Origin of the sequence: Pseudomonas sp. MF6767 (assembly GCF_016405475.1) — a bacterium.
GTDB classification, from domain to species: domain Bacteria; phylum Pseudomonadota; class Gammaproteobacteria; order Pseudomonadales; family Pseudomonadaceae; genus Aquipseudomonas; species Aquipseudomonas paracarnis.
Genome location: NZ_JAEKCY010000027.1, coordinates 50,103 through 63,055 on the forward strand (window position 1 = coordinate 50,103; position 12,953 = coordinate 63,055).

At 61.5% G+C, this 12,953-nt stretch carries 12 protein-coding genes; 7 read left to right on the forward strand and 5 right to left on the reverse strand.

Translation table 11 applies throughout. The annotated features are described in order from the left end of the window. Nucleotides 1–32: 32 nt before the first annotated feature. Nucleotides 33–962 (reverse strand): LysR family transcriptional regulator, encoded by a 930-nt coding sequence (locus JFT58_RS27380; protein WP_054896152.1) that lies wholly within the window; start codon nucleotides 960–962, stop codon nucleotides 33–35. Between the two features lie 95 nt (nucleotides 963–1,057). Here JFT58_RS27380 and JFT58_RS27385 point away from each other — a divergent pair, with 95 nt between their 5' ends. The 7 genes from JFT58_RS27385 to gdhA all read left to right on the forward strand — a co-directional run bounded on the left by JFT58_RS27385 (nucleotide 1,058) and on the right by gdhA (nucleotide 9,123). Further along, nucleotides 1,058–2,251, forward strand: coding sequence for an MFS transporter (locus JFT58_RS27385; RefSeq protein WP_054896151.1), 1,194 nt, complete (start codon nucleotides 1,058–1,060; stop codon nucleotides 2,249–2,251). Between the two features lie 34 nt (nucleotides 2,252–2,285). Then, entirely contained in the window at nucleotides 2,286–3,110 is an 825-nt protein-coding gene (locus tag JFT58_RS27390; protein WP_019818016.1) for a hypothetical protein, read from the forward strand. 33 nt (nucleotides 3,111–3,143) lie between these two features. Next, the gene (locus JFT58_RS27395; protein WP_054896150.1) at nucleotides 3,144–4,361 is read left to right on the forward strand and encodes an MFS transporter; all 1,218 of its coding nucleotides are present in this window, start codon (nucleotides 3,144–3,146) and stop codon (nucleotides 4,359–4,361) included. Nucleotides 4,362–4,400: 39 nt separating this feature from the next. Then, the gene (locus JFT58_RS27400; protein WP_054896149.1) at nucleotides 4,401–5,630 is read left to right on the forward strand and encodes a pyridoxal phosphate-dependent aminotransferase; all 1,230 of its coding nucleotides are present in this window, start codon (nucleotides 4,401–4,403) and stop codon (nucleotides 5,628–5,630) included. Between the two features lie 24 nt (nucleotides 5,631–5,654). Next, nucleotides 5,655–6,500 carry a hypothetical protein gene (locus JFT58_RS27405; protein ID WP_054896148.1) on the forward strand — a complete coding sequence of 282 codons (846 nt, stop codon included), beginning with the start codon at nucleotides 5,655–5,657 and terminating at the stop codon, nucleotides 6,498–6,500. Between the two features lie 48 nt (nucleotides 6,501–6,548). Next, a complete protein-coding gene (gene aepX, locus JFT58_RS27410) occupies nucleotides 6,549–7,439 on the forward strand; it encodes a phosphoenolpyruvate mutase (protein WP_054896147.1) in 891 nt (296 codons plus the stop codon). Between the two features lie 346 nt (nucleotides 7,440–7,785). Continuing rightward, complete coding sequence (gdhA, locus tag JFT58_RS27415) at nucleotides 7,786–9,123, forward strand: NADP-specific glutamate dehydrogenase (RefSeq protein ID WP_054896146.1); 1,338 nt, start codon at nucleotides 7,786–7,788, stop codon at nucleotides 9,121–9,123. Here gdhA and JFT58_RS27420 read toward each other — a convergent pair. The 4 genes from JFT58_RS27420 to JFT58_RS27435 form a co-directional block, all read right to left on the reverse strand. Beyond that, nucleotides 9,120–9,617 carry a GreA/GreB family elongation factor gene (locus tag JFT58_RS27420; RefSeq protein WP_054896145.1) on the reverse strand — a complete coding sequence of 166 codons (498 nt, stop codon included), beginning with the start codon at nucleotides 9,615–9,617 and terminating at the stop codon, nucleotides 9,120–9,122. The genes gdhA and JFT58_RS27420 overlap by 4 nt on opposite strands. A 172-nt stretch (nucleotides 9,618–9,789) precedes the next feature. Next, nucleotides 9,790–10,146 carry a hypothetical protein gene (locus JFT58_RS27425; protein WP_054896144.1) on the reverse strand — a complete coding sequence of 119 codons (357 nt, stop codon included), beginning with the start codon at nucleotides 10,144–10,146 and terminating at the stop codon, nucleotides 9,790–9,792. 197 nt (nucleotides 10,147–10,343) lie between these two features. Next, on the reverse strand, nucleotides 10,344–12,197 hold the full coding sequence (locus tag JFT58_RS27430; RefSeq protein ID WP_054896143.1) for an Lnb N-terminal periplasmic domain-containing protein: 1,854 nt from the start codon (nucleotides 12,195–12,197) through the stop codon (nucleotides 10,344–10,346). 92 nt (nucleotides 12,198–12,289) lie between these two features. Further along, nucleotides 12,290–12,778 carry a DUF3015 domain-containing protein gene (locus JFT58_RS27435; protein WP_003194274.1) on the reverse strand — a complete coding sequence of 163 codons (489 nt, stop codon included), beginning with the start codon at nucleotides 12,776–12,778 and terminating at the stop codon, nucleotides 12,290–12,292. Between the last annotated feature and the right edge of the window lie 175 nt (nucleotides 12,779–12,953).

Below are 12,953 nucleotides of genomic sequence, written 5' to 3' on the forward strand. Positions count from 1 at the left end.
ACCCCTCACGCAGGGGTATTTTTTTGCCCGCGTTATGCCGGGAGCGTCGTGGGCGCCAGCGCTGGGCGGCTGCGCAGCAATTCTTCGACCACCCCCATGAACGCCTCGACCAACAATGAGCGTGACGGTGAGCGCGTGAGTATCAGCAGGTGTACCCAGGCTTCGGGGTCTGCCAAGGGGCGGTAGACCACGCCTTTCCTGGCCAGGGTTCGGGTGCACTGTGGCACGAGCGAGACACCTTGGCCTGCCGCCACCAGGGCGATGATCGAGGTGATCTGGCGCCCCGCAGGGCCCGGGCGCAGCGCCAGGCCACGGCGTTGATACAGGTGCTCGATGGAGCCGTTGAGGCCCGAACCGTAATCGCTGGGGAACAGAATCAACGGGTACTCACTGAGCTGGGCGAGGGTGACTTCGTCCTGGTCCGCCAGCGGGTTGTCGCTGCAAAGAGCCGCCACCAGCGGTTCTTGCCCCAACGACAAAGCCTCGACGCCGGTTTGCCCGGCCTCAGGCAGCAGGCGGCTCATGCCGACGTCGATGCGCCCGTCCAGCACGTGCGTGTGCAGGCTGCCGGAAGCGCTCTCCACCAGGGTCAGTTGCACATCGGGAAAACGCTGGGCGAAGGCTTGCAGGGTTTGGCTGAAGAGTTCCGACAACGCGATCGAGCTGGCATAGCCTACGACCAGTTGGCCGGTCGAGCCGGCAGCCAATTTGGCGGCGATGTCTTGTGCAAGCCTGGCGTGTTCCAGCGCTGCGCGGGCATACGGCAAAAAGTGCTGGCCTTGGGCGGTCAGTGTGACCGTACGACTGGTGCGGTCGAACAGGCGAAAGCCAAGCTCGGTTTCCAGGGCCGAAATCTGCCGCGTCAGGGGCGGCTGGGCAAGGTGCAGGCGCTGGGCCGCGCGGCCGAAGTGCAGCTCTTCGGCGACCGTCAGGAAGTAACGTAACTTGCGTAGATCAAGCATTCTGTTTCCTGGGTATTGATCGGTCCGAATTCGGTATTGGTGTTCGCTGCGCTGGGTATTCTATAAACATCCTCGACTATAAGACGAGAGGCCACATGAACCCGCGCATGCATCACGCCCGCTTCGCCGTGTTCCTGTGTGGCTGTGCGGCGTTTCTGAATCTCTATGCGACACAGAGCATCCTGCCTGCGTTTGCCGAAAGCTTCCAGGTGAGTGCCCGGCAGGCAGGGTGGAGCATTACGGTGACCACGCTGGCGGTGGCGGTGACCGCGCCGTTTGTCGGGCGCCTGACCGGCCGTTTCGAGCAGCGCACGGTGATTGCCGTGGCCGCGTTGCTGCTGGCGCTGCCGACGCTGCTGACGGCCTATGTGGACAGTTTTGCCGAGCTGCTGGTGTGGCGTTTTGTCGAAGGGATGTTGATTCCCGTGGTGTTCGCCACCAGCGTGGCTTATATCGGTGATCGCTGGCGTGCGGCCACGGTCACCGAGATCACCAGTTTGTACGTCGCGGGGACGGTGCTCGGTGGGTTTGCCGGGCGCTTTGTTTCGGGTGTCATGACCCAATATGTGGGCTGGCGCGAAGCCTTCGAACTGTTGGCGGTGATCAGCCTGCTGGTCGGCCTGCTGATTGTGTGGCTGTTGCCGGCCAATCCGGTGGCGCGGCCCGGCGTTGCGGCCGTGGGCATGCACGGGGTGCGCCGCCTTCTGCGCAAACCCTTGCTGGCGGCCTATGGCGTCGGTTTCTGCGTGCTGTTCTCCCAAGTCGCAACCTTTACCTATGCCGGGCTGTATCTCAGCCAGGCCCCGTTCAACCTGGGCGCCGCCGCCTTGGGCACTTTGTATGCGGTGTTTCTGCTGGCGCTGGTGGTCATTCCTGTTGCGGGGCGCTTGAGCAAATCGCGACCACAATCGCAGTTACTGACCGGCGCTGTGGCGCTCGGCATCTGTGGCTCGGCGCTGACATTGTTGCCGTCCCTGTGGCTGATCGTGTTGGGGCTGGCCCTGAGTTCGACCGGCGTATTCCTGGCACAGGCATCCGCCAATGCGTATATCGCCACCACGGCAGGCCCGGACAAGTCCGGCGCCGTGGGGCTGTACCTGACCGGCTATTACCTGGGCGGCAGCGCCGGCGCCGTGGTCCCGGCCATGCTTTGGAATCAATGGGGCTGGCCGGGCTGCGTCGCGTTGGTCGCAGGTTTTCAGCTGTTGTCGCTGGCGATTGCCCTGCTGGGCTGGAAACCGGTAAAGCCCCAGGCCCTGATCGCCGGACAGCGCGGCAAACCAGCCTGATTTTTCATCCAATAAAGGACTATGAGAGGTGAACATGACTAACACCGTGATCAAGCGCAGCCAGTTGTTGAAGCTCATCGAACCGGTATTGAACGACATGCCGGCCGGTGCCTTGCGCCACGCGCTGTTCGAAGCCTTCTGGGCTCAGGAAGACGCACTGGTGGATATCGAAGACGCTTTTGCGCGACTCACCTCGCGTCGGCATTCGCCGGCGGTACTGCGCAAGTTCTTCGCCAGTTGGTCCAAGACCAATAATTCGGCGGCCAGTGTGTCCGGCCTGGCCAACCGCATTACCTTGCTGGCGCGCTCCGATGAAGGCTCCGCCGCCGCCGCGCAGTTGTACCGCGCCTGCGGCAGCCTGCAACGCATCACCGATGAAGATCTGGGCGCGTTGGGTAATACCTTGCACGCGGACCTGTTCTACACCATGGCCACCGCGCTGTGCGGTGATGACCAGTGGATATTGAAGGACAATTGCCTGCCCTCGGCACAGGCGTTCAAGGACTGGACCGACACCCGCCGCCTGCGTGATCGCGACCTGTTGCAGGGGTTGCTGACCACGTTGATCCACGAGGTGTACACCCACGGCGAAGTGGAATTCATCCACCCGCTGTACTCGCAGTGGTTCGTGCGGGACATGGGCGTGCCGCCGGAGAAATCCCGGGCGACGGTGGCCTGGGTCACGGTGCACACCGGCGGTACCGAGAGCAACCATTTCGCCCATGCGGTGGCGGCGGTGAATGAGTTCACCACTGCCATGCAGATTGAAGTGGACCCCGCCACGGCGCGCGACATTTTTGCTCAATACCTGCAGCGTAAAGCCAGTGTGATGAGCGACTGTGCGCAGTTGCTGGGTTAACCCGGCCTTTTTGCCTGAGAGCCTCTGACCCAGATGAACACCCTGAAGCAGACCGCAACGCCATCGTTGTCGCCGCCGGACCCGGTCAGCGTGCGTCGCCGCGCTCTGGTGGCAGGCTGCGGCGCGCATGCCGTGCACGATGGGCTGACCGATGTGATTTATGTGCTGTTGCCGATCTGGCAAGCGCAGTTCGGCCTCAGCTACGCCCAGATCGGCCTGTTGCGTGGTGCTTACGCGGGCATGATGGCCGGTTTTCAGTTACTGGCCAGCCGTGCTGCCGCACGCTGGGGGCGTGAACGCTTGCTGGTAGGTGGCACTGCGTTGGCGGGACTGGCCTACCTGCTGGCCGGCCAGGCTGGCGGGCTGGGCGTGTTGCTGTTGGCGCTGCTGCTGGGCGGGCTCGGCGCGAGTACGCAGCACCCGCTGGCCTCGTCGTTGATCACCGATACGCACGAGGCCGGCGGAGGCGTCAAACAAGCGCTGTCGCAGTACAACTTCAGCGGCGATATCGGCAAGACCTTGATCCCGGGGTTGATCGGCCTGTTGCTGGCGGTCATCAGTTGGCGCGCCAGTGTCACCCTGCTGGGTGTACTCGGGCTCCTGGCGGCAGGCCTGTTGTGGTGGCTGATCCCGGCACGCGCCGAGGCTTCGGCGGCGCCGGTGAAAGCCACCCGTACGGGCGCCGGCGCCGGCTCCGCGAGCGGCCTGCGTGCGCTGATCGTGACCGGCACGCTGGACAGCGCCGTGCGCATGGGTTTCCTCACGTTCCTGCCGTTTTTGCTCAAGGCCAAGGGCGCCGGGCCTGCGGGCATCGGCCTGGCGCTGACGATGCTGTTCGTCGGCGGCGCCTTCGGCAAATTGCTGTGCGGTTACCTCGGTGCGCGCATCGGCATGATGAAAACGGTATGGGCCACGGAGTTCACCACGGCTGTGCTGATTGTCATGGCGGTGTACTTGCCCTACGCCGGCTTGATGGTGATGTTGCCGCTGCTGGGGCTGGCGCTGAACGGCACGTCGTCGGTGCTGTACGGCGCAGTCCCGGACCTGGCAGGGCCGGGCAGGCGCGACCAGGCGTTCGCCGTGTTCTACACCGGCACCATCGGTGGCGGCGCCTTGGCGCCGGTGCTGTTCGGCAGCCTTGGGGATGCCACCGGTGTGCCCATGGCCGTCCTGTTGCTGGCCGCCACCCTGTTGCTGACCTTGCCGCTGTCCTGGCGGGTTCAGCAAGGGCTGGAGGCCCAAGCCCGGTAGGGCGAACGAACGTTCCAACGTGTTCTGGCAGGTATAACAATGAATAACAGTGAACCCTCTGCCGTGTCATTGCCGTTGTCCCAGCGTGCGCAACGTCTCAGCGCACCCGGCACGTCCAGCATGCGCAGTAAAGCCAATGCCTTGAAAGAAGCCGGCATCAACGTGGTCAACTTTGCCGCGGGCGAATTGTCCTTCGATGCCTGCCCGGTGATGAAAGCCGCCGCGACCGATGCGCTCGCCACCGCCCGCAACCGCTATACGCCGCCCATCGGCCTGCCCCAGCTTCGCCACGCGCTGGCGCAGCAGGTCACTCAGCGCTGCGGGGTGAATTACGCCGCCGATGAAATAGCGGTGACCGCGGGTGCCAAGCAGGCGCTGTACAACGCTGCAATGGTGCTGCTCAATCCGGGGGATGAAGTCATCGTCGCGGTGCCGTACTGGGAAACCTTCCCCACCCAGATCCAACTGGCCGGTGGCGTTCCCGTCTATGTCGACACGGCTGCGGATGACTATCGCCTCACCTGCGCAGCGGTCCAGAAGGCCCTGACCCCGCGTACCCGGATGATTGTGATCAACACCCCGAACAATCCGACAGGCACGGTTTATCAGCGCGAAGAACTGTTGGGTATTGCCCGGCTCGCCTTCGCACACAGGCTTTGGGTAGTGTTCGACGAGTGTTACCGCAAACTGGTGCGCGCGCCCCATGAACATCACAACATCGTGTCGCTGTTTGCGCCGCTCAAACATCAGACGGTACTGGTCGATTCGTTTTCCAAGAGCCACGCGGTCACCGGCTGGCGGGTAGGGTATGCGTGCGCGCCGGCCCCAGTCATCGCCGCCATGCACAACCTGCAAGGGCATACGACGTCCAACCCCAGCAGCCTGTCCCAATATGCTGCGCTCGGCAGCCTGATGGCGGACGCGCCGCACTTTACCCGCCAGGTCAATGCCTTCCTCGACCAGCAATTGCTTGCGGCCTGCACCTGCCTGGGGCATGTCGACGGCATTCGGTGCGCCCCGCCGGAAGGGGCGTTTTATCTGTTTATCGATGTGTCCCGCAAGTTGGGGGGCCGCTACCTGGGCAGCGTTATTCGTGACGTCGACCACTTGGCCGATCTGTTATTGACCGAGGCCCATATCGCGGTAGTGCCAGGCTCTGGCTGTGGTGACGGCAATAGCATCCGTATCTCCTACGCCGTTGAGCGTGAAGCGCTGATTGAGGGCCTCACGCGCTTCGCTCGTTTCATGTCAGAAATCGTTACGCATTAACCCCACCTTAAAAGGATATAAGCCGTGGAAAATCTGAGCCGTCAATTTATCGGGTACGTGAACCAGGCGCTGGTGGATGTCGAGGACGGACATCTGGCCCAAGCCCTGCTCAGCGGTTTCAACAGTCAAACCGCCGCGCTGGACACGTACTGCGAGACCTATGTCGACATGACCTCCAGTAATTGGAGCGAGTCGTCACTGTGTACGTTCTTCTGTGGCTGGCGTAGCCCGGACGGCGCCGCCCATGCCGTCTCGAGCATCATCGTGCGCATCCTCCAGGAGTCGGCATCGTTGACGGATGACGCCCGGTTGAAAATGCTCGAAGCGGCGGCCCATTGTGGGGAGATCATTGTCGAGGACATCGGGCTGGGTGAAATGCATGGGCATCCGCACCATTCCAAGCTGTATTACCGCATGGCTTCGGCCATCTGCGGCTCCGATGATTGGCGCCTGCAAGACAAATTCCTCAACCCGATTACCAAAGAGTTCTCCGGTTGGGTGGGGGAAAAACGCCCATTGGCGCCGCAACTCATCGAAGCGCTGGAAATGATGGCCATGACGGAGTTGTTCAATACCGGCGAATACAACCTGATGACCCCGCTATGGAAGCAGTGGTTGCGCGATGTACGGGGCTATAGCGCCGGTGAGGCCAGCCGCGTCGCGAGTTTTCTCAGTGTGCATTGCGGCAGCGTGGAAGCACGCCACTTCAAGCATGCCGCTGAGGCGTTGCGGCTGTATGCCAGCGCCACCGGGCAGGCCGTGGATTACGCGCGTATCGCACTGCTCTCCAAGGAGTACGTGGCCAGGGCCTGCGAACATCTGCAAAAGATGGCGTCGGTGCTCAAGTGCGAACAGCCCGCATGGGATTGAGGCTGTTCGATAACCCTTGTTGTGCCGCTGATAAGGAGCCTGAACCCTATGATGGATACCGAAGCGCGCCGACGCCCTCTGTCGGCGCTGTTGGATAGCAACCGTTGCCTGCGTGTACTCGAAGCCCATAGCCCGATATCGGCGTTGCTCGCGCAGCGCGCCAGGCTGGAGATCAGCCCAGGGCATACGGTGGGGTACGATGCCATCTGGTCGAGTTCGCTGACCGACTCGACCCAGCGCGGGTTACCTGACATCGAAATCCTTTCGCCCAGTAACCGGTTGCCGGGGATTCGCGAAATATTCGATGTGTGCTCGCTGCCGCTGATATTCGATGCCGATACCGGCGGCAAGGCCGAACATTTGGCGATTCATATCAAGATGCTGGAGCGTGCGGGCGTCTCGGCGGTGGTGATCGAAGACAAATGCGGCCTGAAGAAGAACTCACTCTTGGGCATCGAGGTCGACCAGGCGCAGGAGTCCATCGAGGCCTTTTGCGCCAAGCTCCAGGCCGGGTGCACGAGTCGCACCGGCTCAGGGCTGATGATGATTGCCCGGTGTGAAAGCTTGATTCTGAATCGCGGCATGGAAGAGGCGATGGCACGGTGCCTGGCGTATGTCGAGGCGGGGGCGGATGGCATCATGATCCACAGCCGCAAGCAGGATGGCCTGGAAATCCTGGAATTCGCCCGGCAGTTTCGCCTGCAGCGGCCCAGGGTACCGCTGATTTGCGTGCCGACCAGCTATGTTCACCTGAAGTTCGAGGTGCTGGAGCGAGCAGGTTTCAACGCGGTGATTTATGCCAATCACATGTTGCGCAGTGCCTACCTGGCCATGCGCGATACCGCCGTCGGCATACTCGCCAATGGCAGGACGCTGGAACTGGAGTCACGTTGCCTGGGCATTGACGAGATACTCGACCTGGTGCCGGGCACGCGCTAGTGCCCTGCGCGAGTCTGTGGGCAAATGCTGTGCGGGCTTGCTCGCGAAAGCGGTGGGTCAGTCGCTGCATCTGTAACTGCACCGCCGCTATCGCAGGCAAGCCAGCTCCCACATGACCGGTGTACTCGATCAAATGTGGGAACTGGCTTGCCTGCGATGGCGGCCTACCTGTTGGTGCAAAACTCAGAGTGAAATCCCCATTTAAGGGCAAAAAAAGGCAGTTATTTATACTTATTGCACCATTTAATTTCACAAAGGCGACATTTTGCCCTGTCGCGGTGCGAAACGAATTGATAAAGTCCGGCTCAATCTCCGTTTAACAACAATCAATTTGCCGAGACTGTTCATGACCGAATCCGTCGATTCCTTCCTTGCCCGCCTCAAGAAACGCGACCCGGACCAACCGGAATTCCACCAGGCTGTAGAAGAAGTTCTACGCAGCCTGTGGCCCTTTCTTGAAGCCAACCCGCACTATCTGACCTCGGGCATCCTGGAGCGCATCTGCGAGCCGGAACGCGCGATCACGTTCCGAGTGTCGTGGGTGGATGACCATGGCAAGGTCCAGGTCAATCGCGGTTTCCGTATCCAGATGAACAGCGCCATTGGGCCCTACAAAGGCGGTTTGCGCTTTCACCCCTCAGTCAACCTGGGTGTGCTGAAATTCCTCGCCTTCGAACAGACCTTCAAGAACTCTCTGACCTCGCTGCCCATGGGCGGCGGCAAAGGCGGCTCGGACTTCGACCCCAAGGGCAAGAGCGACGCCGAAGTGATGCGCTTCTGCCAGGCATTCATGAGCGAGCTGTACCGCCATATCGGTGCGGACGTGGACGTACCGGCCGGTGATATCGGCGTGGGCGCACGGGAAATCGGCTTCCTGTTCGGCCAGTACAAACGCCTGAGCAATCAATTCACCTCAGTGCTGACCGGCAAGGGCATGACCTATGGCGGTAGCCTGATCCGCCCTGAAGCCACCGGTTTCGGCTGTGTGTATTTCGCCGAGGAAATGCTCAAGCGCCAAGGCCAGCGGGTTGAAGGCAAGCGTGTGGCCGTGTCCGGCTCCGGTAACGTGGCGCAATACGCGGCGCGCAAGGTCATGGACCTGGGCGGCATGGTGATTTCCCTGTCGGACTCCGAAGGCACCCTGTACGCCGAAAGTGGTTTGACCGAAGAACAATGGTCGGCCCTGCTGGAGCTGAAAAACGTACAGCGCGGGCGTATCAGTGAACTGGCCACACGTTTCGGCCTGGAGTTCCGCAAAGGCCAAGCGCCTTGGGAACTAGCCTGCGATATCGCGCTGCCGTGCGCCACCCAGAACGAACTCGACGCCGACGCTGCGCGCACCTTGCTGCGCAACGGCTGCCTCTGCGTGGCCGAAGGCGCGAACATGCCGACCACGTTGGAGGCTGTGGATATCTTCATCGACGCGGGCATCCTGTTTGCGCCGGGCAAGGCGTCCAACGCGGGGGGCGTGGCGGTGAGCGGCCTGGAAATGTCGCAAAACGCCATGCGCCTGCTGTGGACCGCCGGGGAAGTGGACAGCAAGCTGCACAACATCATGCAGTCGATCCACCATGCCTGCGTGCATTACGGTGAAGAAAACGGCCGCATCAACTACGTCAAGGGCGCGAACATCGCGGGCTTCGTGAAAGTGGCTGACGCGATGCTGGCCCAGGGTATCGTCTAGGCCTCGGGTTCGATGCGCAGCACTTCGATCAACTGATCGCCGACGGGGCGCTGCCACAGCACCTCGTCGCCCACCTGGGCGCCCAACAAAGCACGGCCCAGGGGCGAGCCCCAGTTGATCAAGCCTGCGTTGGCGTCGGCCTGGTCTTCCCCGACTAACTGGATGCGCTGCTGTTCGTCCTGCTCGTTGGCGAACGTGACCCAACTGCCGATCTGCACCTTTTCGGTGGACGTGGCCGGCGCGACTACCTGAGCGCTTTGCACCCGCTGGTTGAAGTAACGCAGGTCCCGCTCAAGGTCAGCCTGACGCTGTTTATCAGCCTGTTCGCCCTTGGCGGCTTCGTCGCTGTGCTCCCCTTGCAACTGTGCCACCTTGGTCTGCAATTGCGCCAACCCTTGCGCGGTCAGGCGGTTAGGTTGCGCGCTGACCTGACGCTCCACCGGCTGATCAGCCTGGGCCGCCGCGTTATCTTCATTTACAAAAGCTCGGCTCATGGCGTTCTCCTTCCTATGAAGGTTGGGCCACGTTCGCTGCCTGATCGTTCCCACCGGCGCTGATCGTTCCCACGCTCCGCGTGGGAATGCATCCTGTGACGCTCCGCGTCACGACCTCGCGAGCGGACGCGGAGCGTCCAGGGCGGCATTCCCACGCGGAGCGTGGGAACGATCAGCGTGAGCGATAGGCTTTGGCGGCGTCACGATCTTTTTCCTGCTGCCAATCGTGTTCGCGGTCGTCCCTGCGGTTTTCCTCGTAATCGCGCAGTTCCTGGCTCTCGCGCATGGCCTTGCACTGGCGAAACCCATCTTCCCAGCCTTCGGCGTATGGCCGGTCTTTGAGGTAACGCGGCACATTCTTGCGAAACGTCCCGGTAATCACCCCAGCGGCCTGGCGACCGCTGCTGCAACCGTCGTCGAAACCATCGGCGAAGGCGGGTGGATAACCTTTGGCCAGCAATTCCTGATGGGTTGACTGGCAACCCGACAACCCCACCACCGCGCACAGCATGACCGCATACCGCCACATGGCGTACTCCCTGGCCGTTTTACGGCTGATAAGGGAAGTCTAGAAGGGGATTTGTTGGGGCGGTGTGAAAGGCAGGTCAGAAAGTTGTGGGCCGAGTATAAAACCTGTGGGAGCTGGCTTGCCTGCGATGGCGGTGCGTCAGTCACTTGAACCTTGGCTGATATACCGTATATCGCGAGCAAGCCCGCACTCATTAATCAGTAGTGGTACCACTTCACCTCAAGCATCACTTCATTTACCGGTGTGGACAGGTGGCTGTACTCACGCTGGGCACTCAGGCGCAGGCCCAGGTTGCGCGACAGTTCCCACTGCTGGTTGAGGCTGATGCTGCGCCGCACTTCGCCGTTGGTGAAGAAATCACCCTTGGCTTCCAGGCTCAGGTTGCCCAACGGGTTTTTCCACAGCACGCCGGTGTTGAACCCTGCCGCCGGGGAGATGGCTTCGCTGAAGTCGTTGTTATGCTCCACGCGCACGGTGCCGAGGGCGAAGCCGAGCATGTCGTCGGAGAGTTGCCAGGTGCCACCGGCGCCGCCGTTGACGTGGGCGACCAGGGTTTCGTCGTCGTGTTTGCCCGGCACCCGCTCCAGGCCGCCGGTGACTTGCCACGACCAAGGTTGCAGCAGCGCATTGCGTGGCGTCAGCGAGCGGATGGTGGCCAGGTCCAGTTGCTGGAGCTGCCAGTGATTGCCCTCGTACTGGCGCAATTTCATTTGCAGGATTTCGATTTGCGCGCCCAGGGGGAAGCCTTCGGCGTTGTCGTTGAGGTCGTGGTAGGCCATGCGCAGGCCGTATTCGCCGAAGGCTTTGTCGCCACGGGTGCCGATGCCGGCTTGCCAGGTGCGCGACTCGTGGCCGTTTTCCGGCAGGCCAGGCGGGGTGATTTTCAGGTCTGGTGCCGGGTTCTGGTTGATCGCGCGCAGCAGTTCGAAGCTGCGCTGGGAGCGTGTCGCGTCGCGCTCCAGGCCATTGGCGCGGTAGCGGCCCAGGCGGTAAGCAGCATCCACGATCAGTGCCTGGCGCTCGCGGGGCAGTGCTTTGAATGCCGGTTCCTGCAGTTGCTTTTGGTCGTCGCTGATTTTCAGCACCCACTGTTGCTCATCGCTATCGAGTGGCTTGGCGCGTTCCAGCAGTTCACGTTCACGGGAGGGGCGATAGTCGATCTTTTCCACCAGGCCTGCATCTTTTACCGCTTTGACGGTATCGGTAGGGATCGCGGTGAGTGGGAATTGCTCAGTCAAGCGCAGGCCAGGGCGGGCCACTTGCAGCAGTTCGAGCAGGCGGTAGGAGCAGTTTTCGTCGAAGAAGAAGTAATCAAACTGGATCTGCTTGAGCTCCCACACGTGCTCGACCATACGCTTGGTCTCGACCTCGGTGAGGTTCAAGCGGTATTCCCACAAATCGCGGTTTTCGAGGCTGCGGTATTCCGAGAGTTTCTCCTGATAGGGCACCAGGGCGAACAGGCCCGGATAACCGCCCATCAAGCCCTTCCAGGCATAGAGGATGCTGTTGTCGGAGCCTTCGATATAGGCACCGAAGTTGATCGCATAGCTGAGCAGGGCGGTGTTGTTGCTTTGCACGTCAGCCTGGTCGATGCGCAGCAGGGTGTGGCCGAACATCGACGACGGGCTGTTGAGGTAGGCCGCCGGGAAGATCATCACTGCGCTATGGGGCGCGACGTCCTTGAACCACTGGGTGAACTCTTTGCACTCCAGGGCGGGCAGGTCGTTCAGTTGCAACTGCGCCTTGAGCCAGCGGGTGCGTGCGGGGTAAACGCACTGGGCGTGCTTTTCACCCAGGCTGGCCGGTGCATACAGCGCATCAACGGTGGCCTTGAGTTCGGCGTCCGGATGGTGTGCGCCATCGGGAGCGATGAAGAATTTCTTGTCGCTGACATAGCTGCGCCAGCCACTGACTTTGCCGGCTTCGTAGTGCCCCAGCGACAGCCAGAATGGATCATTGGCCAGTTGCTGCAAACGTTGATCGTCGAGGTGCGGTGCCGCATGCAGCGGGGCGCAGGCGAAGAGAGCCAGGCAAGCGAGGCGTTTGAGCATGGGGGCTACTTAAGTCGGACGGAAAAAAAGACCCAAGGTGGGCGGGTCGAAAAAATAAAACCCGCGCCTCGAAAGGCGCGGGCAGGTCGAGCTTAAGCCTGGGTTGCGTATTTCGCCAGACGGGCATCGCTTTTCAGTACAGCAATGGTGTTGTTGTGCACGTCGTCAGCGGTCACGTCAGCCTTGCTGAAGATCTGCTGGAAGTGCTCGTGGGTCACGGCCGCGAAGTGATCGCGATCTTCCGGGGCAACACCCAGTACCACTGCATAGGTGGTCAGCGCTTCGCCGTTGCCTTTGGCCATGTCTTCGGACAGCTCGTTCATCATGCCATTCATGGCAATCCAGGACTTGCCGCCGTAGGTCAGGGCGCTGTTGGTGCTGCAACCGTTGGTGCCCGAGGTCATGCCGAAGGTGGCGTTACCCGAAGTACCGTTGGTGGTGGAGGCGAGGAAGTGGGCCGGAGTACCGCGCTGGCCTTCGAACAACATGTTGCCCCAACCGCAGTTCGGGCCACCTGGTGCTTCTGCCATTGCATTGAGGGAGACGACGGTGAAGAGAGTACCAAGAAGGATCCGTTTCATAGCTTTGTTCTCTTTGTGTGCAAACCAATGGACAAGGGTTCAGGTGCTCAACGCACCCTAGGGGCCAGTTATTAGTCCAACCCGCGCAGTTTGGAGTTTAGGCACGTTCCCAGGGTTCCGTGTTTTTTTATAAACATTCAGTGGCGGGCGATTTTTTTGCAGGACGCGTGCGGTG

Bases quoted from the DNA above. Each gene is read 5' to 3' on its own strand.
- JFT58_RS27380 (WP_054896152.1), bottom strand. From the start codon at position 962: ATGCTTGATCTACGCAAGTTACGTTACTTCCTGACGGTCGCCGAAGAG.
- JFT58_RS27385 (WP_054896151.1), top strand. From the start codon at position 1,058: ATGAACCCGCGCATGCATCACGCCCGCTTCGCCGTGTTCCTGTGTGGC.
- JFT58_RS27390 (WP_019818016.1), top strand. From the start codon at position 2,286: ATGACTAACACCGTGATCAAGCGCAGCCAGTTGTTGAAGCTCATCGAA.
- JFT58_RS27395 (WP_054896150.1), top strand. From the start codon at position 3,144: ATGAACACCCTGAAGCAGACCGCAACGCCATCGTTGTCGCCGCCGGAC.
- JFT58_RS27400 (WP_054896149.1), top strand. From the start codon at position 4,401: ATGAATAACAGTGAACCCTCTGCCGTGTCATTGCCGTTGTCCCAGCGT.
- aepX (WP_054896147.1), top strand. From the start codon at position 6,549: ATGATGGATACCGAAGCGCGCCGACGCCCTCTGTCGGCGCTGTTGGAT.
- gdhA (WP_054896146.1), top strand. From the start codon at position 7,786: ATGACCGAATCCGTCGATTCCTTCCTTGCCCGCCTCAAGAAACGCGAC.
- JFT58_RS27420 (WP_054896145.1), bottom strand. From the start codon at position 9,617: ATGAGCCGAGCTTTTGTAAATGAAGATAACGCGGCGGCCCAGGCTGAT.
- JFT58_RS27425 (WP_054896144.1), bottom strand. From the start codon at position 10,146: ATGTGGCGGTATGCGGTCATGCTGTGCGCGGTGGTGGGGTTGTCGGGT.
- JFT58_RS27430 (WP_054896143.1), bottom strand. From the start codon at position 12,197: ATGCTCAAACGCCTCGCTTGCCTGGCTCTCTTCGCCTGCGCCCCGCTG.
- JFT58_RS27435 (WP_003194274.1), bottom strand. From the start codon at position 12,778: ATGAAACGGATCCTTCTTGGTACTCTCTTCACCGTCGTCTCCCTCAAT.